General features: G+C 72.2%; 23 protein-coding genes and 1 pseudogene. 12 read left to right on the top strand and 12 right to left on the bottom strand.

Features of this window, described 5'->3' with window-relative positions; all coding sequences use genetic code 11:
• The 3 genes from ACIF8T_RS20545 to ACIF8T_RS20535 form a co-directional block, all read right to left on the bottom strand.
• Positions 1 to 336 (bottom strand): autotransporter outer membrane beta-barrel domain-containing protein (locus ACIF8T_RS20545; protein WP_400036986.1); only part of this gene is annotated, 336 nt, incomplete at its 3' end.
• Positions 336 to 1,301, bottom strand: a complete 966-nt coding sequence (locus ACIF8T_RS20540) for a zinc-binding dehydrogenase (RefSeq protein ID WP_400036952.1) — start codon at positions 1,299 to 1,301, stop codon at positions 336 to 338. The genes ACIF8T_RS20540 and ACIF8T_RS20545, both read right to left, overlap by 1 nt.
• A gap of 233 nt (positions 1,302 to 1,534) precedes the next feature.
• On the bottom strand, positions 1,535 to 2,764 hold the full coding sequence (locus tag ACIF8T_RS20535) for an NADP-dependent malic enzyme (protein ID WP_400036950.1): 1,230 nt from the start codon (positions 2,762 to 2,764) through the stop codon (positions 1,535 to 1,537).
• Positions 2,765 to 3,367: 603 nt separating this feature from the next.
• Between ACIF8T_RS20535 and ACIF8T_RS20530 the strand changes: the two genes are divergently transcribed.
• The 4 genes from ACIF8T_RS20530 to ACIF8T_RS20515 all read left to right on the top strand — a co-directional run bounded on the left by ACIF8T_RS20530 (position 3,368) and on the right by ACIF8T_RS20515 (position 6,944).
• Positions 3,368 to 4,327: an ABC transporter substrate-binding protein gene (locus ACIF8T_RS20530; protein WP_400036948.1), complete on the top strand. Its 960-nt coding sequence runs from the start codon at positions 3,368 to 3,370 to the stop codon at positions 4,325 to 4,327.
• Positions 4,328 to 4,359: 32 nt separating this feature from the next.
• Positions 4,360 to 5,289 (top strand): amino acid ABC transporter permease, encoded by a 930-nt coding sequence (locus ACIF8T_RS20525; protein WP_400036946.1) that lies wholly within the window; start codon positions 4,360 to 4,362, stop codon positions 5,287 to 5,289.
• Between the two features lie 16 nt (positions 5,290 to 5,305).
• Positions 5,306 to 6,058 carry an amino acid ABC transporter ATP-binding protein gene (locus ACIF8T_RS20520; RefSeq protein ID WP_400036984.1) on the top strand — a complete coding sequence of 251 codons (753 nt, stop codon included), beginning with the start codon at positions 5,306 to 5,308 and terminating at the stop codon, positions 6,056 to 6,058.
• Between the two features lie 226 nt (positions 6,059 to 6,284).
• On the top strand, positions 6,285 to 6,944 hold the full coding sequence (locus tag ACIF8T_RS20515) for a CGNR zinc finger domain-containing protein (protein WP_400036944.1): 660 nt from the start codon (positions 6,285 to 6,287) through the stop codon (positions 6,942 to 6,944).
• A 65-nt stretch (positions 6,945 to 7,009) separates the two neighbouring features.
• Here the strand turns inward: ACIF8T_RS20515 and ACIF8T_RS20510 are convergent.
• A pseudogene (locus tag ACIF8T_RS20510) lies at positions 7,010 to 7,183 on the bottom strand (S24 family peptidase); the annotation flags it as partial.
• A 225-nt stretch (positions 7,184 to 7,408) separates the two neighbouring features.
• Here ACIF8T_RS20510 and sodN point away from each other — a divergent pair.
• Complete coding sequence (gene sodN, locus ACIF8T_RS20505) at positions 7,409 to 7,804, top strand: superoxide dismutase, Ni (RefSeq protein WP_004983535.1); 396 nt, start codon at positions 7,409 to 7,411, stop codon at positions 7,802 to 7,804.
• A gap of 149 nt (positions 7,805 to 7,953) precedes the next feature.
• Here the strand turns inward: sodN and ACIF8T_RS20500 are convergent, their stop codons facing one another.
• The 3 genes from ACIF8T_RS20500 to ACIF8T_RS20490 form a co-directional block, all read right to left on the bottom strand.
• Positions 7,954 to 9,108 (bottom strand): anion permease, encoded by a 1,155-nt coding sequence (locus tag ACIF8T_RS20500; RefSeq protein WP_400036942.1) that lies wholly within the window; start codon positions 9,106 to 9,108, stop codon positions 7,954 to 7,956.
• Positions 9,109 to 9,255: 147 nt separating this feature from the next.
• Positions 9,256 to 9,549 (bottom strand): hypothetical protein, encoded by a 294-nt coding sequence (locus ACIF8T_RS20495; protein ID WP_400036940.1) that lies wholly within the window; start codon positions 9,547 to 9,549, stop codon positions 9,256 to 9,258.
• Between the two features lie 55 nt (positions 9,550 to 9,604).
• Positions 9,605 to 10,189 (bottom strand): dihydrofolate reductase family protein, encoded by a 585-nt coding sequence (locus ACIF8T_RS20490; protein ID WP_400036938.1) that lies wholly within the window; start codon positions 10,187 to 10,189, stop codon positions 9,605 to 9,607.
• A 111-nt stretch (positions 10,190 to 10,300) separates the two neighbouring features.
• Here ACIF8T_RS20490 and ACIF8T_RS20485 point away from each other — a divergent pair, with 111 nt between their 5' ends.
• Positions 10,301 to 10,894, top strand: coding sequence for a TetR/AcrR family transcriptional regulator (locus tag ACIF8T_RS20485; RefSeq protein WP_400036936.1), 594 nt, complete (start codon positions 10,301 to 10,303; stop codon positions 10,892 to 10,894).
• 79 nt (positions 10,895 to 10,973) lie between these two features.
• Here ACIF8T_RS20485 and ACIF8T_RS20480 read toward each other — a convergent pair whose 3' ends face one another.
• From ACIF8T_RS20480 to ACIF8T_RS20470, 3 genes are all read right to left on the bottom strand, one after another.
• Positions 10,974 to 11,636, bottom strand: a complete 663-nt coding sequence (locus ACIF8T_RS20480; protein ID WP_400036934.1) for a GNAT family N-acetyltransferase — start codon at positions 11,634 to 11,636, stop codon at positions 10,974 to 10,976.
• Positions 11,637 to 11,860: 224 nt separating this feature from the next.
• Positions 11,861 to 13,012 (bottom strand): family 2 encapsulin nanocompartment cargo protein polyprenyl transferase, encoded by a 1,152-nt coding sequence (locus tag ACIF8T_RS20475; RefSeq protein ID WP_400036932.1) that lies wholly within the window; start codon positions 13,010 to 13,012, stop codon positions 11,861 to 11,863.
• A 111-nt stretch (positions 13,013 to 13,123) separates the two neighbouring features.
• Positions 13,124 to 14,530, bottom strand: a complete 1,407-nt coding sequence (locus ACIF8T_RS20470; RefSeq protein WP_400036930.1) for a family 2B encapsulin nanocompartment shell protein — start codon at positions 14,528 to 14,530, stop codon at positions 13,124 to 13,126.
• A gap of 289 nt (positions 14,531 to 14,819) precedes the next feature.
• Between ACIF8T_RS20470 and ACIF8T_RS20465 the strand changes: the two genes are divergently transcribed.
• On the top strand, positions 14,820 to 15,410 hold the full coding sequence (locus ACIF8T_RS20465) for an N-acetylmuramoyl-L-alanine amidase (RefSeq protein ID WP_400036928.1): 591 nt from the start codon (positions 14,820 to 14,822) through the stop codon (positions 15,408 to 15,410).
• 137 nt (positions 15,411 to 15,547) lie between these two features.
• Positions 15,548 to 16,456: a 1-aminocyclopropane-1-carboxylate deaminase/D-cysteine desulfhydrase gene (locus tag ACIF8T_RS20460; RefSeq protein WP_400036926.1), complete on the top strand. Its 909-nt coding sequence runs from the start codon at positions 15,548 to 15,550 to the stop codon at positions 16,454 to 16,456.
• Positions 16,457 to 16,519: 63 nt separating this feature from the next.
• Here ACIF8T_RS20460 and ACIF8T_RS20455 read toward each other — a convergent pair whose 3' ends face one another.
• Complete coding sequence (locus ACIF8T_RS20455; RefSeq protein WP_400036924.1) at positions 16,520 to 18,118, bottom strand: Na+/H+ antiporter; 1,599 nt, start codon at positions 18,116 to 18,118, stop codon at positions 16,520 to 16,522.
• Positions 18,119 to 18,181: 63 nt separating this feature from the next.
• On the opposite strand from ACIF8T_RS20455, the gene ACIF8T_RS20450 reads away from it, so the two are divergent.
• The 3 genes from ACIF8T_RS20450 (at position 18,182) to ACIF8T_RS20440 (ending at position 20,307) form a co-directional block, all read left to right on the top strand.
• Positions 18,182 to 18,442 (top strand): UBP-type zinc finger domain-containing protein, encoded by a 261-nt coding sequence (locus ACIF8T_RS20450; protein WP_400036922.1) that lies wholly within the window; start codon positions 18,182 to 18,184, stop codon positions 18,440 to 18,442.
• Positions 18,443 to 18,700: 258 nt separating this feature from the next.
• Complete coding sequence (locus ACIF8T_RS20445; RefSeq protein ID WP_006136266.1) at positions 18,701 to 19,114, top strand: anti-sigma factor; 414 nt, start codon at positions 18,701 to 18,703, stop codon at positions 19,112 to 19,114.
• 17 nt (positions 19,115 to 19,131) lie between these two features.
• Positions 19,132 to 20,307 (top strand): RNA polymerase sigma factor SigF, encoded by a 1,176-nt coding sequence (locus ACIF8T_RS20440; RefSeq protein WP_400036920.1) that lies wholly within the window; start codon positions 19,132 to 19,134, stop codon positions 20,305 to 20,307.
• 202 nt (positions 20,308 to 20,509) lie between these two features.
• Here the strand turns inward: ACIF8T_RS20440 and ACIF8T_RS20435 are convergent, their stop codons facing one another.
• Positions 20,510 to 20,950 carry a hypothetical protein gene (locus ACIF8T_RS20435; protein WP_400036918.1) on the bottom strand — a complete coding sequence of 147 codons (441 nt, stop codon included), beginning with the start codon at positions 20,948 to 20,950 and terminating at the stop codon, positions 20,510 to 20,512.
• A gap of 115 nt (positions 20,951 to 21,065) precedes the next feature.
• Here ACIF8T_RS20435 and ACIF8T_RS20430 point away from each other — a divergent pair, with 115 nt between their 5' ends.
• Positions 21,066 to 22,034, top strand: coding sequence for a diacylglycerol/lipid kinase family protein (locus ACIF8T_RS20430; RefSeq protein WP_400036916.1), 969 nt, complete (start codon positions 21,066 to 21,068; stop codon positions 22,032 to 22,034).
• Positions 22,035 to 22,268 lie beyond the last annotated feature (234 nt).

The raw sequence follows: 22,268 nt of genomic DNA, 5'->3' as shown, positions 1-22,268 counted from the left end.
GAGCATGAAGCCCTGCAGCTCGCGATCGACACTGGCGTGGCTGCTGCTGCCATCGAAGTCGCCCCAACCGCCGAGGGCGCGGATCCAGCCGACGGCCTGGCCCTGGCAACCTTCGCTGGTGAGCTGCTGGTTGGCGCTGGGGGCCAGGGTGCGGCGTGGGTCGTCCTGGCGGCTGCAGTCGGCCTGGCGCAGGCGGTCGTTGACCGCTTCGCGAACGTAGCGCGAGTCCTCGATCAGCACGCTGGCCGTGCTGGCGTGAATCTCGCCGGACAGGCTGTCGAACGCCGCCCGGGCCTGCGCCGCGCGAAGGGACCCCTGGGACGGGGTGAGCGCGATCAGGACGTGGTGAGCACGATCTTCCCGAACTGGTCGCCGGACGCCAGCCTCTCGAAGCCCTCCCGGGCCCGGTCGAGCGGCAGCACCTCGTCGATCACCGGACGCACCCCGGTGGCGGCGCAGAACGCCAGCAGGTCCTCCAGCTCGTCCTTGGTGCCCATCGTCGACCCCACGACCTTGAGCTCCAGGAAGAAGATCCGGGTGAGTTCGGCGTGCGAGGGCCGGTCGCCGCTGGTGGCGCCGGAGATCACCAGGGTGCCGCCGGGCCGCAGCGACTTCACCGAGTGGGACCAGGTGGCCGCCCCGACGGTCTCGATGACCGCGTCGACGCGCTGCGGCAGCCGCGCCCCGGACTCCAGCGCCTCCACGGCCCCCAGCTCCAGGGCCCGCTTCCGCTTGGCCTCGTCCCGGCTGGTGGCGAAGACCCGCAGGCCCGCCGCCTTGCCCAGCACGATGGCGGCCGTGGCGACCCCGCCGCCGGCGCCCTGGACGAGCACGGAGTCGCCGGGCCGGACCCCCGCGTTGGTGAACAGCATCCGGTAGGCGGTCAGCCAGGCCGTGGGCAGGCAGGCGGCCTCCTCGAAGGAGAGCTCCTTGGGCTTGGGCAGGACGTTCCACGTCGGTACGGCGACCCGCTCGGCGAAGGTGCCCTGGTAGCGCTCGGTGAGGATGGAACGGGGTTCGTCCGGCCCGACCCCGTGCCCGCTCTGCCCGATCACGGAGTGCAGGACGACCTCGTTGCCGTCCTCGTCGACACCGGCGGCGTCGCAGCCGAGGATCATCGGCAGCTTGTCCTCCGCGAGGCCGACACCGCGCAGGGACCACAGGTCGTGGTGGTTGAGGGAGGCGGCCCTGACCTCGACGGTGCTCCAGCCGGGCCGGGCGTCAGGAGCCGGGCGCTCGCCCGACTCCAGGCCGTTCAGCGGCTGGTCGCGGTCGATCCGGGCGGCATAGACAGCGAACATGACCTTGACGATAGGGTCCCCGCCCGCCGGGCGGAACCACACGCCCCTGTGAGACACGCCCTCTTGCCAACCCGGGGAGGACACGGCCCGGCGGCGGACGCCGGCCCGCACCGCGCCCGGTCAGCCGGACGGCCGTACCCGCGGGCAAAGAAACGGTCCCGCCCGCGGGCGGGACGGAAACGGCCCCGCCCCGGCGGACGGGGCAGGGCCGTTCGGGTCACGGTGACCTCACGTCAGCGGCGGGCCACGCCCTCGGCCCGGGCGGCCGCGGCCACCGCCGCGGTCACGGCCGGCGCGACCCGCTCGTCGAACGGCGAGGGGATGACGTAGTCGGCCGCGAGGTCGTCCCCGACCACGGCCGCCAGCGCCTCCGCCGCCGCGAGCTTCATGCCCTCGGTGATCCGGGACGCCCGCACCTGCAGCGCGCCGGCGAAGATGCCCGGGAACGCCAGCACGTTGTTGATCTGGTTCGGGAAGTCCGACCGGCCGGTCGCCACGACGGACGCGTACTTGTGCGCGACGTCGGGGTGCACCTCGGGGTTCGGGTTGGCCATCGCGAAGACGAAGGCCCCCTCCGCCATGGACGCGACCGCGGTCTCCGGGACCGTGCCGCCGGAGACGCCGATGAACACGTCGGCGCCCGCCAGGGCCGCCTCCAGCGACCCGGTGAGACCGGCCTTGTTGGTGAACCCGGCGAGCTCCCGCTTGACCGGCGTCAGGTCCTCCCGGTCCGCCGAGACGACGCCCTTGCGGTCGGCGACCGCGACGTCCCCGATCCCGGCCTCGACCAGCATCCTGGCGATGGCGACACCCGCCGCGCCCGCGCCCGAGATCACCGCGCGCAGGTCGCCCAGTCCCCGGCCGCTCAGCCGCGCGGCGTTCCGCAGCGCGGCGAGGGTCACGACGGCCGTGCCGTGCTGGTCGTCGTGGAAGACGGGGATGTCCAGCCGCTCCTGGAGCCTGCGCTCGATCTCGAAGCACCGGGGCGCGGAGATGTCCTCCAGGTTCACGCCGCCGAAGGACGGTGCGAGCCGGACGACGGTCTCCACGATCTCGTCGACGTCCGTGCAGGCCAGCGCGATGGGCACCGCGTCGACGCCGCCGAACTGCTTGAAGAGGATGGCCTTGCCCTCCATCACCGGGAGGGAGGCCTCGGGCCCGATGTCGCCCAGTCCCAGCACCGCCGTGCCGTCGGTGACCACGGCCACGACGGACGACTTCCAGGTGTAGTCGTGGACGAGGTCCGGGTTCTCGGCGATCGCGCTGCACACTTTCGCGACGCCGGGTGTGTACGCCAGGGACAGGTCGTCCTTGTCGCGGACCGGCACGGTGGCCTGCACGGCCATCTTGCCGCCGCGGTGCAGCGCGAAGGCCGGATCGAACGAATCGAAGGGCTCCGCACTGCCCTCCTGCCCCGTTTGGTCCGCGCTCTCGCTGCGAGGATTCACGATCTCCGCTGCCACTTCGTTTTACCCCTTAAGTCTTCATAGGTTGAGGGTGGCCACTCCTGATTGAGAAGTGGGCGGGCACCGCGTAAGGCCCTGGTGGTGCTGCGTACGGGATACGTACGGGCACTTACGCGACGGGCGCGCCGCACACGCGCCCTGAGCCCCGGATGAGGGGTGTAAAGAACCTTCATACCGGACGGACCGGGCCGCCGACGAGTCCATAACGCGAAGGTCACATGACGGCGGCCCGACAATCGCGCCAAAGAGGGACAATCGCCGGCCGAATCCACGACAACCACCCAGGAATCCGCAAAGACCGCGCCCTCGGCATCCGCATCCTGAGATAGACCGAAGATTTTCCGGCGGGGGCGGTGGATTCCCGCAGAAGGTGCGGTCGTGATGTACCGGAGTGGTGGGGTTCGGGGGTCGCCCGTTATCCGATTTTGACATGGCGGGCCGTCTGAATCGCACCGTCCGAATGGCAAGATGCCGTAATCACACGAGGTCGCGACACTCGAAGACGTGTGTTCCAGTCGACCCAACCCACGGCTCTCGCCGAACCCGTCGGCGGGCGCCCGCCCCATCGGCAACTCCACCCATCCGCCGGAGGAACCCACCATGACCGCAAGCTCCACCCGTCGTACGACCGCCGCGCACTCCCGGCTAGCAGCGGTCGGTGCGATCGCGGTCGCAGGCGCGCTGATGCTCACCGGATGCGGTGACCAGACCAAGGACAACGGCTCGGGCAGCGAGACCGCCAAGACCACGACGGCCCCGCTCGCCGACAAGCTGCCGAAGGAGATCCGCGACGCGGGCGTCATCAAGGTCGGTTCGGACATCGCGTACGCCCCGGTCGAGTTCAAGGACGGTTCCGGCAAGGTCGTCGGCATCGACCCGGACCTCGCCGCCGCCATGGGCAAGCAGCTCGGTGTCGAGTTCCGCTTCGAGAACGGCACCTTCGACACCCTCCTCACGGGTCTGCGCTCCGGGCGGTACAACATCGCCATGTCGGCGATGACCGACACCAAGGACCGCCAGGAGGGCATCGACTCCGACACCGGCAAGAAGGTCGGCGAGGGCGTCGACTTCGTGGACTACTTCACCGCCGGTGTCTCGATCTACACCAAGAAGGGCGACGACCAGGGCATCAAGACCTGGTCCGACCTGTGCGGCAAGAAGATCGTGCTGCAGCGCGGCACCGTCTCCGAGGACCTCGCCAAGGCCGAGTCGGAGAAGTGTCCGAAGGGCGAGAAGATCACGATCGAGGCCTTCGACAACGACCAGCAGGCCCAGACCCGCCTGCGCGGAGGCGGCGCGGACGCCGGCTCCTCGGACTTCCCGGTCGCCGCGTACGCGGTGAAGACCTCCGGCGGCGGCAAGGACTTCCAGCTCGTCGGCGAGCAGGTCGAGGCAGCCCCGTACGGCATCGCGGTCGCCAAGGACCAGACGCAGCTGCGGGACGCCCTCCAGGCCGCGCTCGACGCGATCATCGAGAACGGCGAGTACGAGAAGGTCCTGCAGAAGTGGGGCGTCACGGACGGCGCCGTGAAGGAAGCCAACATCAACGGCGGCAAGTGACCGCGACCGAGCGGCACTGAAAGGCAACACCCGTGACTGTTGACATCGACAAGACGACGGGCCCGGCCGACACTCCCCCGGCCGGACCGGAGGCCATCAAGGCCATCCCGGTCCGGCACTACGGGCGCTACGTCTCCGCCGTCGTCGCCCTCGCCCTGCTGGGCGGGATCATCTACGCGTTCGCCCAGGGCAGGATCAACTGGGACGCGATCCCCGACTACTTCTTCGACGACCGGGTCCTGCAGGGTGTGGGCCGGACGCTGCTGATCACCGTCCTGTCCATGGCGATCGGCATCGTCGGCGGCATCGTCCTCGCGGTGATGCGCCTGTCGAAGAACCCGGTGACCTCGTGGATCGCCTGGTTCTACATCTGGTTCTTCCGCGGCACCCCGGTCCTGGTGCAGCTGGTGGTCTGGTTCAACCTGGGCCTGGTCTTCGAGTACATCAACCTCGGGCCGTTCTACAAGGACGAGTGGTCGGACTTCATGACCCCGTTCCTGACGGCGCTGCTGGGCCTCGGCCTCAACGAGGCCGCGTACATGGCGGAGATCTGCCGCGCCGGTCTGCTCTCGGTCGACGAGGGCCAGACCGAGGCGGCGCACGCGCTGGGCATGAGCCACTCCAGGACGCTGCGCCGGATCGTCATCCCGCAGGCGATGCGCGTGATCGTGCCGCCGACGGGCAACGAGGTCATCAACATGCTGAAGACGACCTCGCTGGTGTCGGTCGTCCAGTACTCCGAGTTGTTCCGCGTCGCCCAGGACATCGGCCAGACCTCCGGCGCCCCCGCCGAGATGCTGTTCCTGGCGGCCGCCTGGTACCTGCTGCTGACCTCGGTCTTCAGCGTGGGCCAGTTCTACCTGGAGCGGTACTACGCGCGTGGCTCCTCGCGCCAGCTGCCACCGACGCCGTGGCAGAAGGTCAAGGCGAACATGCTCTCCCTCTCGGCCTGGAGGCGTTGATCCCATGAGTACGGCAATGGTCAAGGCCGAGGGCGTCCACAAGTCCTTCGGTCCGGTCGAGGTCCTCAAGGGCATCGACCTGGAGGTCAAGCAGGGCGAGGTGTTCTGCCTCATCGGCCCCTCCGGCTCCGGCAAGTCGACCTTCCTGCGGTGCATCAACCACCTGGAGAAGATCAACGCCGGCCGGCTGTACGTCGACGGCGAGCTCGTCGGCTACCGCCAGAAGGGCGACAAGCTGTACGAGCTCAAGGACAGCGAGGTCGCCCTCAAGCGCCGGGACATCGGCATGGTCTTCCAGCGCTTCAACCTGTTCCCGCACATGACGGCCGTGGAGAACGTCATGGAGGCGCCGATCCAGGTCAGGGGCGCGAAGAAGGCCGACGCGCACCACCGTGCGATGAGCCTCCTGGAGAGGGTGGGCCTCGCCGACAAGTCCGGCAACTACCCCTCGCAGCTCTCCGGCGGCCAGCAGCAGCGCGTGGCCATCGCCCGGGCGCTGGCGATGGAGCCCAAGCTGATGCTCTTCGACGAGCCGACCTCGGCGCTCGACCCGGAGCTGGTCGGTGACGTCCTGGACGTCATGCGCGACCTGGCCGAGTCCGGCATGACGATGGTCGTCGTCACCCACGAGATGGGCTTCGCCCGCGAGGTGGGCGACAGCCTGGTCTTCATGGACGGCGGCGTGGTGGTCGAGTCCGGCCACCCGCGCGAGGTGCTGACGAACCCGCAGCACGAGCGGACGAAGTCGTTCCTGTCCAAGGTGCTGTGACCGTACGCGCGTAGGTGCGCAAGGGGCGGTACGGAGTCTCCGTACCGCCCCTTCCGCGTGCCCGCTCCGGCGGGGTGCCGCCCTCGGCGTGCGGGCCGGCGGCGGCCGTGGTGGCGTCCGCGTCCGTCGTCGCGCCGCTCCCCCACCGGTACGTAATACCCTGGGAGCAGGACCGGCTGTTACCCGACCGCACCCCGACCCTAGAGCCCATCCGTAAGGACTACAAGTGGAACTGGCCTATTACTCGGACTACGCCGTGCGCCTCGTCAACACCGAGGAACCGGCCCGGGGGAAGGACGTCCTGACCTCGATCGAGGCCGTGCGCGACCTCTTCGGGGGCAACCAGTCGGCGGCCCGGCGCGCCACCGAGGCGGACGTGACGCGGTTCCGCTCGGTCCGGGCCCGGCTGCGGGCGGTCTTCGAGGCGGCCGACTCGGGCGACGAGACGCTGGCGGTGGACCTGCTCAACTCGCTGCTGCTGGAGTTCCCGGTGAGCCCGCAGATCTCCGGCCACGACTTCCGCGACGACGACGGCCGCCCGCTGTGGCACATGCACCTGGCCGACCACCCCTCCAACGCGACCGCCGGCTACGCCGCGACCGCCGCGATGGGCCTCGCCTTCCACCTCACCGAGTACGGCGTGGACCGCCTGGGCCTGTGCGAGGCCGCGCCGTGCCGCAACGCCTACCTGGACACCTCCACGAACCGCTCCCGCCGCTACTGCTCGGACCGCTGCGCGACCCGCGCCAACGTGGCGGCCTACCGCGCCCGCAAGCGCCTGGAGGCCGCCCGGCCCGGCCGGCCGGACAGCACGGGCCTGGCCGCCGACAGCGCCCAGCCCAGCAGCGCCGGCGCCGAGCGCCGGGCGGACCCGCGCGGCCGGTAGCGGAAGCGGACCCGGGCGAGGACGAGGTCGTCGGGCACGACCCCGTAGTCGGTGCTGTCGCCGCCGGCGTACGCGTTGTCGCCGAGCACCCACCAGCCGCCGTCGCGCCGTTCGACGGCCCGCTTGACGACGAGCAGGTCCTGCTGGAAGGGGTGGCGCAGGACGACGACGTCGCCGGGCCTGACCCGGGCCCCGTAGTGCACCAGGAGCCGGTCCCCGTGGTGCAGCGTGGGCACCATCGACGGCCCGGTCACCTCGGCCACCCCGAAGGGCAGCGCCGCCCTCCCGCGCTCGGGCTCCTGCGACAGCTCCGGCATCACACCGGCACCTCCCCGGTTCTTTCCTCCACCAGTCCCAGTCTCACCCCGGACTTTTGTCCTAAGCCCACGGGGGCACCCGCCAAAAGCGCTCTCCCAGGGAGTAATGTCCCCCCTGAGAAGACGATCACGAGGAAGGATTGCTCCATGCTTTCCCGCCTGTTTGCCCCCAAGGTCAAGGTCAGTGCGCACTGCGACCTGCCCTGCGGTGTGTACGACCCTGCCCAGGCCCGCATCGAGGCGGAGTCGGTGAAGGCCGTCCAGGAGAAGATGGCCGGCAACGACGACCCGCACTTCCAGGCGCGTGCCACGGTCATCAAGGAGCAGCGCGCGGAGCTCGCCAAGCACCACGTCTCCGTGCTCTGGAGCGACTACTTCAAGCCCCCGCACTTCGAGAAGTACCCGGAGCTGCACCAGCTGGTCAACGACACCCTGAAGGCGCTCTCCGCCGCCAAGGCGTCGACGGACCCGGCCACCGGCCAGAAGGCGCTGGACTACATCGCCCAGATCGACAAGATCTTCTGGGAGACCAAGAAGGCCTGACCACCGGCCTGTGCGCAGTGACCGGCGATCGGTGCACCATCGCGGGTCGGCGAGGTTTCGAAGGGGCCCGGCCGGATCTCCGGCCGGGTCCCTTCGGCGTGTCCGGAGCGCGGCCGGGCCGCCCGCCCGCGGCCCGGGCGGCCGCGGGCTCAGGCGACCGTGCCGACCTTGGCGGCCGCCGCGGCGCGCAGGGCGACCTCCCGGCCGTCGTTGACGTTGCCCGCGTGCACCGGGTTGCGGCGCGAGACGGCCACCATGACGGCGGCCAGAACCGCGCCGACCAGGGCCACGAGCACCGTGCCGAGGTCGCCGCCGTGCCGGACGGCGCTCGCGGCCAGGCCGCCGACCAGGCCGGCCGCCGGCAGCGTGACCAGCCAGGCGGCCACCATGCGGCCCGCCACGCCCCAGCGGACCTCCGCGACCCGCCGGCCGAGCCCCGCGCCGAGGATGCTGCCGGAGGCGACCTGCGTGGTGGACAGGGCGAAGCCGAGGTGCGCGGAGGTGAGGATGACGGTGGTGGCGGCCGTCTCGGCGGCGAAGCCCTGCGGCGACCGGATCTCGGTGAGGCCCTTGCCCAGGGTGCGGATGATCCGCCAGCCCCCGAGGTAGGTGCCGAGTCCGATGGCGAGTCCCGCGGACGCGATCACCCACACGGGGGGTTCGGCGCTCGCGCCGAGCGCACCCGCCGAGACCAGGGTCAGGACGATGACGCCCATGGTCTTCTGCGCGTCGTTGGTGCCGTGCGCGAGGGAGACCAGCGAGGCCGAGGCGATCTGCCCGACCCGGAAGCCCCGGGTCACCGACTCCTCACGGGCCCGTGCGGTGAGCCGGTAGGCGAGCCGGGTGGCCACCAGCGCGGCGATCCCGGCCACGAGGGGCGAGGCGACCGCGGGGACCAGCACCTTCTCGACCACCTGGGCGACGTGCACGCCGTGCCGGCCCGCCCCCGCCCACACGGCCCCGATCAGCCCGCCGAACAGGGCGTGCGAGGAGCTCGACGGCAGCCCCAGCAGCCAGGTCAGCAGGTTCCACAGGATCGCCCCGACCAGCCCCGCGAAGATCATCTGCGGGGTGACGAGGGAGTCGTCGACGATGCCTCCGGAGATCGTCCTGGCCACCTCGGTGGACAGGAAGGCGCCGGCGACGTTGAGCACGGCACTCACCAGGACCGCCGTCCGGGGAGCGAGGGCGCCGGTGGCGATGGAGGTGGCCATCGCGTTCGCCGTGTCGTGGAATCCGTTGGTGAAGTCGAAGGCCAGGGCCGTGACGATGACGACTGCCACGAGGAACGTGATGTGGTCCATTGGGGCATGCAAGCAACTGCGGGCCGGTGCGGGGCGAACCCGCCGGGCAGGGCGCCCCAGGTTCACGCCAGCGGCTGGAAGAAAGGGCGCGAAGGTGACGCGCGGCCCGCTTCCGCGGCCCGGCCCGCACCGGCCGCGCCGCCGGGCTCAGGGGCGGTTCTGCGCCGGTCCCCCGGCCTCCTCGGTGACCCTGGCCGCCTCCTCGGGCCGGTGGGTGCCCGGGGCCTGGGTCGTGCCGCCGGTCCCCTGGCCGCCCCGGGTCCCGCCGTGCCTGCCGGACTCCACGGCCTCGGCCTGCTGATCCTGGTACGCCGCGCACCGGGGGTTGCGGCACGGCCCGGCCACCCACACCGGGACCCACGCGCCCAGCGTCTTGTGGCGCCGGACGACCGTCTCCACTGGCTGTCCGCAGTCGGGACAGACATGCTCTGCGCTGCCCATGTCCCCAGCGTAGGCCCGGGACGGACCCGGCGCTCAGCGTGGGACCGGGCGCGGCTCAGCGCTTCCTGCCGTACGTCCGCACCAGCGCGCCGTTGCCGAAGGCGCGCACCGACTCCAGCGTGAAGTGCGAGATCCCGAAGCCCGAGCCGAACATCGGCATGCCCGAGCCGTACACGAGCGGGTAGGTCTTGATGACGAGTTCGTCGATCTCGTCGAGCAGCTCGCCCGCGAGCCGCGAGCCGCCGCACAGGTAGATGCCGAGGCCGCCGTCCTCCGCCTTGAGCGCGCGGACCTTGCCGAGCAGGTCGTCGGCGATGATCTCGACCTCGGGGTCGGGGGACTCCCCGAGGGTGCGCGAGGCGACGTACTGGCGCAGGTGGGCGTAGGGGCTGGTGATGCCCTCCTTCAGCGCGAGGTCGTAGCTGGCGCGGCCTTGGACGATCGTGTCGAACCGCTTGTTCGGCAGGTCGTCGATGCCGAGGGCCCGGCGGCCGTGGGTCGGGACGGTCTCCGGGTGCTCCTCCTTGAGGAACCCGAGGAACTCCTCGTCGAGGAGGGCGACCATGGACGTCGCGTCGCCGTCCGGGTCCCCGATGAAACCGTCGATGGAGCACGCGATGAAGTACGTGAGCTTTCGCAAGCCGGTCTCTTTCCGTAGGCTGACCGCGCAACAACTCCAATTGTTGTACTTCGACTGTAGTAGTTGCAACCCTTCAGCGAGGGACCGTGAAAGTAAGAGAAGGGATTCCGCATGGCCAGCAATCCCGGGCGCCGGGCCGCGCTCGTCGACGCCGGCGTCGAGGTGCTCGCCCGCGAGGGGGCGCGCGGGCTGACGTTCCGCGCGGTGGACGCCGAGGCCGGGGTGCCGGTGGGGACCGCGTCCAACTACTTCTCCGGACGCGACGACCTGCTGCGCCAGATCGACGCGCGGGTCCACGAGCGGCTCACGCCCGACCCGGAGGTGATCGCCGGGCTGATGACCCGGCCGAAGGACCGGTCGCTGGTGGCCGCGTTCATGCACGACCTGCTGGCCCGCGCGACCCGCGACCGCACGGGCTACCTGGCCCTGCTGGAGCTGCGCCTGGAGGCCACCCGGCGCCCCGACCTGCGCACCGCCTACACCAAGTCGGTCCGCGCCGACCTGGAGGAGGGCATGGAGTTCCACCGGACGGCCGGACTGCCCGGCGGCGACGAGACCGTCGCCGTGCTCTATCTCGCCATGCTGGGACTGCTCCTGGAACACCTCACGCTGCCGGACGCGCTGACCGGCGTCCTGCCCGGCGTGGACGTGCCGGGCGGGCTGGTGGACCGGATCGTGGCGACGGTGGTGCCGGAGGAGCAGTGAGGTCGCGCACGGGGGGGGGCGGCCGGACCCTGGAGACCCGGAATTGGTTGACGTGGCGTCAGATCGGCTCGGAGCGGCCTCAGTTGGCGCCGGCCGCGCCCCGGAGGCCGCGGTCAGCCCGCTGCTCGTCCGTGTCCGGCCGGGGCTCGCGCCACATCGGCCACATCCGCGGGCCGTCCGGGAGGTCGAGGGGCGAGCCGGTGAGTTCGAAGCCGAGCCGCTCGTACAGCCGCCGGCTGCGGGCGCTGCTCGCCTCCAGGTACGCGGGCAGCCCCTCGCGGTCGCAGCGGTCGAGCACCGACCCGATGAGGGCGCTCCCCAGCCCTTCGCCCTGACGGCCGGGCGCCACGCCGATCATCCACAGGTACTCGTGGGCACGCCCCGCGGGGTGGATGCCGGCCGTCAGCCGGCCGATCAGCTCCACGCGCTCGTTGTCCGGGTCGACGGCCTCGCGCAGCCGGACGGCGTCGTCGTCGGGCGCGTCGCCGGCCTCGCCGCCATGCCCGTCCGCCGGCACCGGGAGCCACAGCGCGCAGGCCGAGCCGTCCTCGGCCAGGTCGACGCGCCCGTCCGCCAGCACGATGTCGGTGAAGGCGGCCATGAGCCGCGGGTGCGCCCTGCGGCGGTGCTCGTCGCCGGGGAACACCCAGCGGCTGACCGGATCGTCCTGGAACGCGTCGTCCAGCAGCCGGACGACCTGCTCCCGGTCGCCCTCCCCCGCCGTCCGGATGGCCACGCCCATGTCCCGCCCCTTCACCCCGCGTCCGACTCGACCGGGCTTGATCGTAAGGCCGTCGGAGCCGGTCCCGGTGGCCGGAGCGGAGGTCTGGCGGGATTCCGCCGACGCACGTCGAAGGCGGGCCCCGCACACCGTGGGGAAGTGCGGGACCCGCCGGGCCGGAGCCCCCGGCGGCCGTGCGGGGTCAGGAACCGCACGGCCCCGGTGGCTCCGGGGTCCGGTGGAACTCAGCTGCTGCGCCGCGTCACGAACTCGGCCAGGGCCAGCAGGCCCCCCGCCGCCTCCGGGTCGGGCACCGCGCGCGCCAGTTCCTGCATCGCCCGGGCCATCCGGTCGGCCGCCTGGGCCTGCGCCCAGTCGCGGCCCCCCGCCCGCTCCACGGTCAGGGCGATGCGCTCCAGGTCCTCCTTCTCCCGGGGGGCTTCGTACAGTGCGGCGAGTTCCTCGGCGGCCGGGGTGCCCGAGGTGAGGGCGGCGACCACCGGCAGGGACTTCTTGCGGGCGGCCAGGTCCGCGCCGGCCGGCTTGCCGGTGCGCCGCGGATCGCCCCATATGCCGATGACGTCGTCGATGAGCTGGAAGGCCAGCCCGGCCTGCCGGCCGAACGCGTCCAGCGCCGCCACGTCCGCCGGCCCGGCGCCCGCGTACAGCGCGCCGGTCGCGCAGGCGCAGCCCAGCAGCGCCCCCGTCTTGGCCTCGGCCATGGCGAGTGTCTCGCCGAGCGTGACCTCGCCGGGCCGGGACCGCTCCATGGCCGTGTCCGCGTGCTGCCCGGCGCACAGCTCGACGACGCAGTCCGCGAGCCGGGCGGCGGCCTCCCGGGCGGCCGGGTGCGGGTCCTCGGCCAGCAGCCGCAGGGCCAGCGCCTGGAGGGCGTCCCCGGCGAGGATCGCGTCGGCGTCGCCGAACACGGTCCACGCGGTGGGCCGGTGCCGCCGGGTGGTGTCCCGGTCCATCACGTCGTCGTGCAACAACGTGAAGTTGTGCACCAGTTCCACGGCCGCGGCCGCCCGCAGGGACGCCTCCCGGGCCTCGGGGCCGCCGAGGGCCGCGGCCGCGGCGAGGACGAGCGCCGGGCGGATCGCCTTGCCCGAGCCGCCCGCCGCCGCGGAGCCGTCCGCCTGCTGCCAGCCGAAGTGGTAGAGCGCGACCCGGCGCATCGGCCCGGGCAGCGACCCGAGCGCGGCCCGCAGCACCGGGTCGACCACCGCCCGGGCCCGCGCCAGGAGCACCTCCGCCTCGTGGCCGTCGGCCGGCCCCGGCCGGCCGTCCCGCTGCCCGCCGATGACTCCCGTCCTCTCCGGCTCCCCGGCCGGCCCGGCGTTCCCCCCACCGGGCCGTCCGGTCTCCGTCACGAACTCCGTCAGGGACTCACCCATGGGACCACCTCGGAGAAGGGGCGGACGACGGTGTCTGCGCCGCCACCGGGCGCGTACCTCCGGGATCTACCCGCGCCGGCGCGTGGCGATGCGGTCCGGGGGCGGTCGGCGTCACTGCCAGCGGCCGATCTCGACGTTCTCCAGGACACCGAGCGCGTCCGGTACCAGGACCGCGGCCGAGTAGTACGTCGTGACCAGGTACTTGATGATGGCCTGTTCGTTGATGCCCATGAAGCGCACCGACAGGCTCGGCTCGATCTCGTCCGGGATTCCGGAGGCCCGCAGTCCGATGACGCCCTGGTCGGCCTCGCCGGTACGCATCGCGATGATCGAGGTGGTCCGGGCGTCGCTGACCGGGATCTTGTTGCACGGGAAGATCGGCACGCCGCGCCAGGTCGGGATGCGGTTGCCGCCCAGGTCGATGGTCTCCGGGACCAGTCCGCGCCTGTTGAGCTCGCGGCCGAACGCGGCGATCGCGCGCGGATGGGCGAGGAACAGCTTGGTGCCCCGGCGCCTGCTGAGCAGTTCGTCCATGTCGTCGGGGCTCGGCACGCCGTCGTGCGGCTGGATCCGCTGGTCGTACTCGCAGTTGTGCAGCAGGCCGAAGTCGCGGTTGTTGACGAGCTCGTGCTCCTGGCGCTCCTTCAGCGCCTCCACCGTCAGCCGGATCTGCTGCTCGGTCTGGTTCATGGGCTGGTTGTAGAGGTCGGCCACCCGCGTGTGGATGCGCAGCACGGTCTGGGCGACGCTCAGTTCGTACTCACGGGGCCGGGCCTCGTAGTCGACGAAGGTGTGCGGGATGTCCGGCTCGCCGCGGTGGCCGGAGGCGAGCTCGATCTCCTTCTCGCCGTACTTGTTGGTGGGCCGCTCGGGGAGCGCACGGCGCTCCTCGAGCTGCTCGCGCAGGGAGTCGGAGCGCTCCGCGACCTGTTCGACGTGCTCGCGGGAGAGGACCAGCACCGTGCAGGCGGTGAGCGCGCGGGCCGTGTACTCCCAGATGGCGTCCTCGGCGAGCAGGGCGCGGTCGCCGAAGTAGGCGCCGTCGGCGAGGACGCCGAGCGACTCGTCGTCGCCGTAGGGACCGCTGCCGATCTTCTCGACCCTGCCGTGCGCCAGCAGGTACACCTCGTCGTTCTGGCTGCCGAACGAGGCGATCAGCTCGCCCGGGGCGAACCAGCGCTGCTCGCAGCGCCGGGCGAGCTCCGAGAGCACCTCCTCGTCCTCGTAGGACCGCAGTGCCGGCAGCTCGCCCAGCTCGGCCGGGATGATCTCCACACGGTCGCCGGTCTTCACGAAGGTGATCCGGCCGTCGCCCACGGCGTACGTCAGCCGCCGGTTCACCCGGTACGCACCGCCCTGGATGTCCACCCAGGGGAGCATGCGCAGCAGCCAGCGCGAGCTGATCTCCTGCATCTGCGGTACGGACTTGGTCGTGGTGGCCAGGTTCCGCGCGGCCTCCGGACCGAGGCTCTGCTGCGGCCTGGTCTCCTCCGTGCGGACCTCTTCGCCTACCGACATAGAGAATTGCCCTCCCAGTCATGCCCCCGCGCCGTCCGCGTCGGGCATCGATGTACGTGCACCACCCTTCCTCACACAGCGTGCTCGTGCTATTACCCGAAAGAGCGGGAATGGATCTTCGACGGGCTGGGCACACACACGGCCCGCCCTTCGCCGTCGCACACGCGAAGTTGTCCGGATCGGATCGCACACGGCCCGAACGACTAGTTCCGGTCGCTGCGTTTCGGTACAAGCAGCGGTACGAGGCGGTTGCGCAAGGCGGCCGTCGCGCCGCGCGAAGGAGGCGGCCATGGCCTCACCCATGTCCGCGAACAGGTTTCTGCAAGCGCTGAGGGCCGAGGGTCTCACCGTCGCCGAGGTCGGTGACTGGCGCGATCACAACCGCAATCACAAGGGCCCGTGGGGCCCGGTGCACGGCGTGATGATCCACCACACCGTGACCAGCGGCAGCGCCCGGACCGTGGAGATCTGCCGCAACGGCTACACGGACCTGCCCGGGCCGCTGTGCCACGGGGTCATCACCAAGAACGGCACCGTCCACCTCGTCGGCTACGGCCGCGCCAACCACGCCGGGCTCGGCGACGACGAGGTGCTGCGCGCGGTGATCGCGGAGAAGGCGCTGCCGCCGGACAACGAGAAGAACACCGACGGCAACCGGCACTTCTACGGCTTCGAGTGCGAGAACCTGGGCGACGGCCGGGACCCCTGGCCCGCGGCCCAGCTGGAGGCGATCGAGAGAGCGGCGGCCGCGGTGTGCCGCCACCACGGCTGGACGGAGCGGTCGGTGATCGGCCACCTGGAGTGGCAGCCGGGGAAGGTGGACCCGCGCGGGTTCACGATGGCGGCGATGCGGGAGCGGATCCGCGCCCGGCTGAAGTGACCCGCCGGCCCTGAACCGGGCACCGGAGGCTTCCCCGGGGCCCACGCCGCCGGCGGGCCCGCCCGCACCGGCCACCCCGCCCGGGCGTCCCGCGCAGCGACGGGCGCGTCCGCCCCTCCCCAGGTGACAATGGCCGGGTGACCAGCCAAGACGCCCCCGGCCTCGCCGCGCTGCGGCCCCGGCTGCCCTCGCCGGTGCAGGAGGTCGCGGACGACCGGTTCGAGCGGCACGGCGTCCGGCTGCTGCTGAAGCGGGACGACCTGATCCACCCGGACCTGGTCGGCAACAAGTGGCGCAAACTGGCGCCGAACCTCGCGGCGGCGGCCGGGCGCCCGCTCGTCACCTTCGGCGGCGCGTACTCCAACCACCTGCGCGCCACGGCCGCCGCCGGCCGGCTCCTCGCCCTGCCGACGGTGGGCGTGGTGCGCGGCCAGGAGCTGGCCGACCGCCCCCTCAACCCCTCCCTGGCGCGGTGCGCGGCCGACGGCATGCGCCTGCACTTCGCCGACAGGGCGGCCTACCGCCGCAAGTCCGAGCCGGAGGCGCTCCGCGCGATCCTGCGCGCGGCCGGCGCCGAGGACGCGTACGTCGTCCCCGAGGGCGGCAGCAACCACCTCGCCGTGCGCGGCTGCCGGGCGCTCGGCGAGGAGCTGGCCGGGCGGGCCGACGTGGTCGCGGTCGCCTGCGGCACCGGGGGCACGCTCGCCGGCCTGGCCGAGGGGCTCGCCCCCGGGCAGCGGGCGCTGGGCGTCCCCGTCCTCAAGGGCGGCTTCCTGACCGCCGAGGTGCGCGCCCTCCAGGAGGGCGCGTTCGGCGGTCCGCGCGGCACCTGGTCGCTCGACGACCGCTTCCACTGCGGCGGCTACGCGCGCGTGCCCCCCGCGCTCGACGCGTTCGCCGCCGACTTCGAACAGCGGCACGGCCTGCCGGTCGAGCGCGTGTATGTCGCCAAGTTGCTCCGCGCCCTGGTCGTCCTCGCCGAGGAGGGCGCCTTCGCGCGGGGGACGGCGGTGGCGGCGGTCGTCACCGGCCGCCCCTTCGCGTGACGGGCGCCGCCGTGCGGCGCTGTCCCCTCCCCGGCACCGGCGCGTGACCGGTGCCGCGCCCCCTCACGTCGTCTCCCGGTACGCCGCCGCCTCCTCCAGGTCGAGCCGGCGCAGCAGGGTGCGCAGCATCTCGTCGTCGATGTACCGGCCGTCCCGGAGCTTGACGAAGACCGTGCGCTCCGCGCTGATCATCTCGCGCGCCAGGCGCCGGTAGGTGTCGTCGACGGTCTCGCCGGTGACCGGGTTGACCTGGCCGAGACGCTCCCAGACGGCGTTGCGGCGGCGTTCCAGGACGGTGCGCAGGCGCTCGGCGAGCGGGCCGGGCAGGGCGTTGCGCTCGTCGGAGAGGAGTTCCTCCAGGTGCTGTTCGGCGGCCCGGGACGCCTGCGCCTGGGCGTTGGCCTCCGCGAGGGTCTCGGCCTGCGTGTCGCGCTCGGGGAACTTCAGCAGGCGGATCAGCGGGGGCAGCGTCAGGCCCTGCACGACCAGGGTGCCGATGACCGTGGTGAAGGTCAGGAAGAGGATCAGGTTGCGCTGCGGAAACGGTTCGTCGCCGTCGTGCAGGGTGAGCGGGATCGAGAAGGCGATGGCCAGCGAGACCACGCCGCGCATGCCCGCCCAGCCGATGACGAAGGGCCCCTTCCAGGTCAGGTCCGCCTCCCGCGCCCGGATCCGGGCCGACAGCGCGCGCGGCAGGAAGGTCGCCGGGTACACCCACACGAAGCGGGCCGCGACGACCACCAGGAAGACGATCAGCGCGTACCGGACGGCGTCCGCGCCCTCGTACTCCCCGAGCCCCCGCACCACGACCGGCAGCTGCAGGCCGATCAGCGCGAACACGGACGACTCCAGGACGAAGGCCACCATCTTCCACACCGCCTCCTCCTGCAGGCGGGTGGCGAAGTCGACCTCCCACGCGCGGTGTCCCAGGTAGAGCGCGACGACCACGACGGCCAGGACGCCGGAGGCGTGCACCTGCTCGGCGGCGGCGTACGCGACGAACGGGATGAGCAGGGAGAGCGTGTTCTGCAGCAGCGCCTCCTTCAGGTGCGTGCGCAGCCAGTGCAGGGGCGCCATGAGCACCAGCCCGATCCCGACGCCGCCGATCGCCGCGATCAGGAACTCGGCCACTCCCCCGGCCCAGGTGGCGCCCTCGCCGACCGCGGCCGCCAGGGCCACCTTGAAGGCGGTGATGGCGGTGGCGTCGTTGAACAGGGACTCGCCCTGGAGGATGGTCGTGACCCGCGAGGGCAGCCCGACGCGGCGCGCCACCGCCGTCGCCGCGACCGCGTCCGGCGGCGCCACCACCGCGCCGAACACCAGGGCGGCGGCGAGCGGCAGGCCCGGCACCAGCAGGTGCAGCGCCCAGCCGACGGCGAAGGTCGCGAACAGCACGTACCCGACCGACAGCAGCGCGACCGGCCGCAGCTGGGCGCGCAGGTCGAGGTAGGAGCTGTCGGTGGCCGCCGTGTGCAGCAGCGGCGGCAGCAGGAGCGGCAGGACGATGTGGGGGTCGAGGGTGTAGTCGGGGACCCCGGGGACGTAGCTGACCACCAGGCCCGCGGCGACCAGCAGCAGCGGCGCCGGGACCGGGGTGCGCCGGCCGGCCGCGGCGATCACCGCACTGCCCGCCACCAGCAACAGCAGTGGCATCACGTCCATGGTCCTCGCCCGCCCTCATGTCTCCCGTACGGCTGTCCGCACGCGCGTCGTAATCTGGCAATCATGAAACAGTGCACGCACGCCGACGCGCTGCCGCACCCGGAACCCGAGCCGCTGAGCCCGAGCTGCCCGGAGTGCCTGCGGGACGGCACGGATCCGGTGCAGCTGAGACTGTGCCTCACCTGCGGTCACGTCGGTTGCTGCGACTCCTCGCCGGGGCGGCACGCGACCGGGCACCACAAGGAGTCCGGCCACCCGGTGATGCGGACCTTCGAGCCCGGCGAGGCATGGCGCTGGTGCTTCGTCGACCACGTCCTGGTGTAGGACGTGCGACCCTGGGACAGGACGGTTCGACCGTCTGACGTCTGGGTACGTCAACCCGGCGCCCGCTCTTCCCATTTGGGCCCGCAGACCCCTAGACACGGAGCGTGTCCACAGCTTTACTGTGAGTGACGGCAAGGGGTCGGGGTCCCGGGGACAGGAATGTCGAGAGCGCGGTAGCGTCACCGCTGAACCACGTATCGCGTTGACCCGGGGGGCGACCCCCGGCCCTGTAACGCTTGTACCACCATGGAGGTGAGGGTGTCCCAGATCGCAGGCGAGCCCGCGACCCAGGACTTCGTGGAAGTCCGGCTGCCGGCCGCGGGTGCCTACCTGTCGGTGCTGCGTACGGCCACGGCCGGTCTCGCGGCCCGTTTGGACTTCACCCTCGACGAGATCGAGGACCTGCGCATCGCCGTGGACGAAGCCTGCGCGATCCTGCTCCAGCAGGCCGTGCCGGGCTCCGTGCTCAGCTGCGTCTTCCGGCTCGTCGACGACTCGCTGGAGGTCACCGTCTCGGCGCCGACCACGGACGGCCACGCCCCCTCGCGGGACACCTTCGCCTGGACCGTGCTGTCCGCCCTCGCGGGCAAGGTCTCCTCCGCCGTGGACGAGGACAGAACCGTTTCGATCAGCCTCTACAAACAGCGCGGCGCGGGACCCGGGCCGGCGTGAGGAACGGGGACGGGCCGGTGCGGGACGAAGAGCGCGGCACACGGGAGCTGCCGGACGGGGGTCCCTCCCGCCCGGGCGGAGTCGAGAGCCTGGGACAGATCACGGGCACGGGCGGTCCGGACGGGCCCCGCCCCATGGCGGACGCCGTCGACGGCATCCCCGAGCAGGCCCGTCCGCACCCGGAGGACGACCCCGCGCAGACCCTCCCGGGCGGCGGGCGGCGCGGCCGGGCGGGCGCCGGGCGCGGCGCGCCGCCGGACGGGCGGACCGGGGTGTCCCCCGCCCCTTCCGCCGAGGGGGCCCCTCCCACCGCACGGTCGAGCCGGACGGAGGAGGCGAGGGTGCGGGGAAGGGTGACGGGCGGGACGATGAGCGAGCACGAGCGGGACTCCGACGACGAGGCACCGGCGGCGCGGCGCGCGCCGGGCACGCACGACCCGCAGGACCGCAGCGAGGCGCGCGCGATGTTCCTCAAGCTGCGCGAACTGCAGAACGGCAGCCCCGAGTACGCGGAACTGCGCAACCAGCTGGTCCGCATGCACCTGCCGCTCGTCGAGCACCTCGCGCGCCGCTTCCGCAACCGCGGCGAGCCGCTGGACGACCTCACCCAGGTCGCCACCATCGGGCTGATCAAGTCCGTCGACCGCTTCGACCCGGACCGCGGCGTGGAGTTCTCCACGTACGCGACCCCGACGGTCGTCGGCGAGATCAAGCGGCACTTCCGCGACAAGGGCTGGGCGGTGCGCGTCCCGCGCCGGCTCCAGGAGCTGCGCCTCTCCCTGACGACGGCCACCGCGGAGCTCTCGCAGCTGCACGGCCGCTCCCCGACGGTCCACGAGCTCGCCGAGAAGCTGGCGATCTCCGAGGAGGAGGTCCTGGAGGGCCTGGAGTCCGCCAACGCGTACTCCACGCTGTCCCTGGACGTCCCCGACACCGACGACGAGTCCCCGGCGGTCGCGGACACCCTCGGCGCCGAGGACGAGGCGCTGGAGGGCGTGGAGTACCGGGAGTCGCTCAAGCCGCTGCTGGAGGACCTCCCGCCGCGCGAGAAGCGGATCCTGCTGCTGCGGTTCTTCGGCAACATGACCCAGTCGCAGATCGCGCAGGAGGTCGGCATCTCCCAGATGCACGTCTCGCGGCTGCTGGCCCGCACCCTGGCCCAGCTGCGCGAGAAGCTCCTCGTGGAGGAGTGAGAGGTCTGGCAGGTCCTAGGGGCTGTCGTTCGGATCACGCCGCGGACGCGGGGCCCGGCACGCGCGTCCGCGGCGTTGTCGTCGGTTGCCGATGCTCCGCATCGCCGCCCTCCTCCGCCTTGCGGCCGCACGCACCGGGCCCCGCTCACCGGCGCTGACGACACACAGTCGATTCCCCGCGACCTGATCCGAACGACAGCCCCTAGTCCCGCGCGCCGCCCGGTCCCCGGATGCCGAGGGCCCGGGTGGTCTCCGGGTGGACGAGCAGGACGAGCGCGGTGACGGCCACGACGGCGAGCACGATCCCCACCGGGATCGCCACGCTGTCGGACCGCAGCAGGTTGTAGGCCACCGGCAGTGCCATGACCTGGGTGACGACGGCGGGGCCGCGGCTCCAGCTGCGGCGGGCGAGCAGCCCGCGCGCGGCGATCAGCGGCAGCAGCGCGAGCACCATCAGCGTGACGCCCCCGGTCACCGCCTGCTGCCGGTCGTCCGGCTCGCCCGTGAGGCCGAGGACGAGCATCCAGACCCCGCCGGCCACCAGTCCGACGCCCTCCAGGGCGGCCAGCGCGGCGGCGTACGTCACGCGGTGCGGGCGGGGGCCGGTGCTGTCCGGGGTGGTGGGGGTCTGCTCGCTGCTCACCCCTGCAGGGTAGCCCTCACCACGTGCGCCCCCGTGTCCAGGTTCACGCCGGAAGTCCGGGGCGATCCCCACCTCGCCCTGTGCCCGGTACCGGGCAGTAGGTACGCTGCAACCCATGCGTGCACTTCTCGTGGTCAATCCGGCGGCAACCACCACGAGTGCGCGCACGCGCGATGTGCTGATCCACGCGCTGGCCAGCGAGATGAAGCTGGAGGCGGTCACCACCGAGTACCGCGGCCACGCGCGCGACCTGGGCCGGCAGGCCGCGGAGAGCGACGACATCGACCTGGTGGTGGCCCTCGGCGGCGACGGCACGGTCAACGAGGTGGTCAACGGCCTGCTGCACGCCGGCCCCGACCCGGACGGCCTGCCCGGCCTCGCGGTGGTCCCCGGCGGCTCGACCAACGTCTTCGCCCGCGCCCTGGGCCTGCCCAACCAGCCGGTGGAGGCCACCGGCGCCCTGCTGGACGCCCTGCGCGAGGGCAGCGAGCGCACCGTCGGCCTGGGTCTCGCCTCGGGGACCCCGGGCACGGACGACGAGGCGGTGCCCGCCCGCTGGTTCACCTTCAACGCGGGCCTCGGCTTCGACGCCGGCGTGGTGGGCCGGGTGGAACAGCACCGCGAACGCGGCCGGAAGTCCACGCACGCCCTCTACGTCCGCCAGGTCGTGCGCCAGCTGATCGGCGAGCCGAACCGCCGGCACGGGACGATCACCCTGGAACGCGCGGGCGAGGACCCGGTCACGGATCTGGTCCTGTCCATAGTCTCGAACACCTCGCCGTGGACGTTTCTCGGCAATCGCCCGATCTACGCGTCACCTAAGGCCTCGTTCGATACCGGCCTCGATCTCTTCGGTCTGAGCCGCCTCTCCACGGCCGCGGTTGCCCGGTATGGCACCCAGTTGCTCACTTCGTCCCCCGAGCGCGGACCCTATGGCAAACACGCGGTCTCCCTGCACGACCAGACCCGTTTCACCTTGCATTCGAAGGCGCCGCTGCCCCTCCAGATGGACGGTGACCACCTCGGGCTGCGCACCAGCGTGACGTTCACAGGCGTACGCCGTGCACTGCGTGTGATTGTGTGAGCAGAAGGGGCTAAAGTCCTTTCACTCGAACGTTTAGGCCAGGATCCACCCCATGGAAGTACGGCTGTGACCTAGTCGACACCGAAGAATCAAAAAAAACTTTCCTGAAGGGGTTGTATCCGCCGCTGAGGTTTGCGAGTCTCTACGTGGCGATCGGGACGGCCCGCAACACCGGCCTCCACAGATCACCGGAACCCCTCTTCACACACAGGACCACGGTCGGGGAAGACCTGA

Source organism: Streptomyces sp. NPDC085946 (genome assembly GCF_044540485.1).
In the GTDB taxonomy this organism is placed as follows: Bacteria; Actinomycetota; Actinomycetes; order Streptomycetales; family Streptomycetaceae; genus Streptomyces.
The sequence above is the reverse complement of the archived record's forward strand: the minus strand, read 5'-3'. Positions and strand labels throughout refer to the sequence as shown.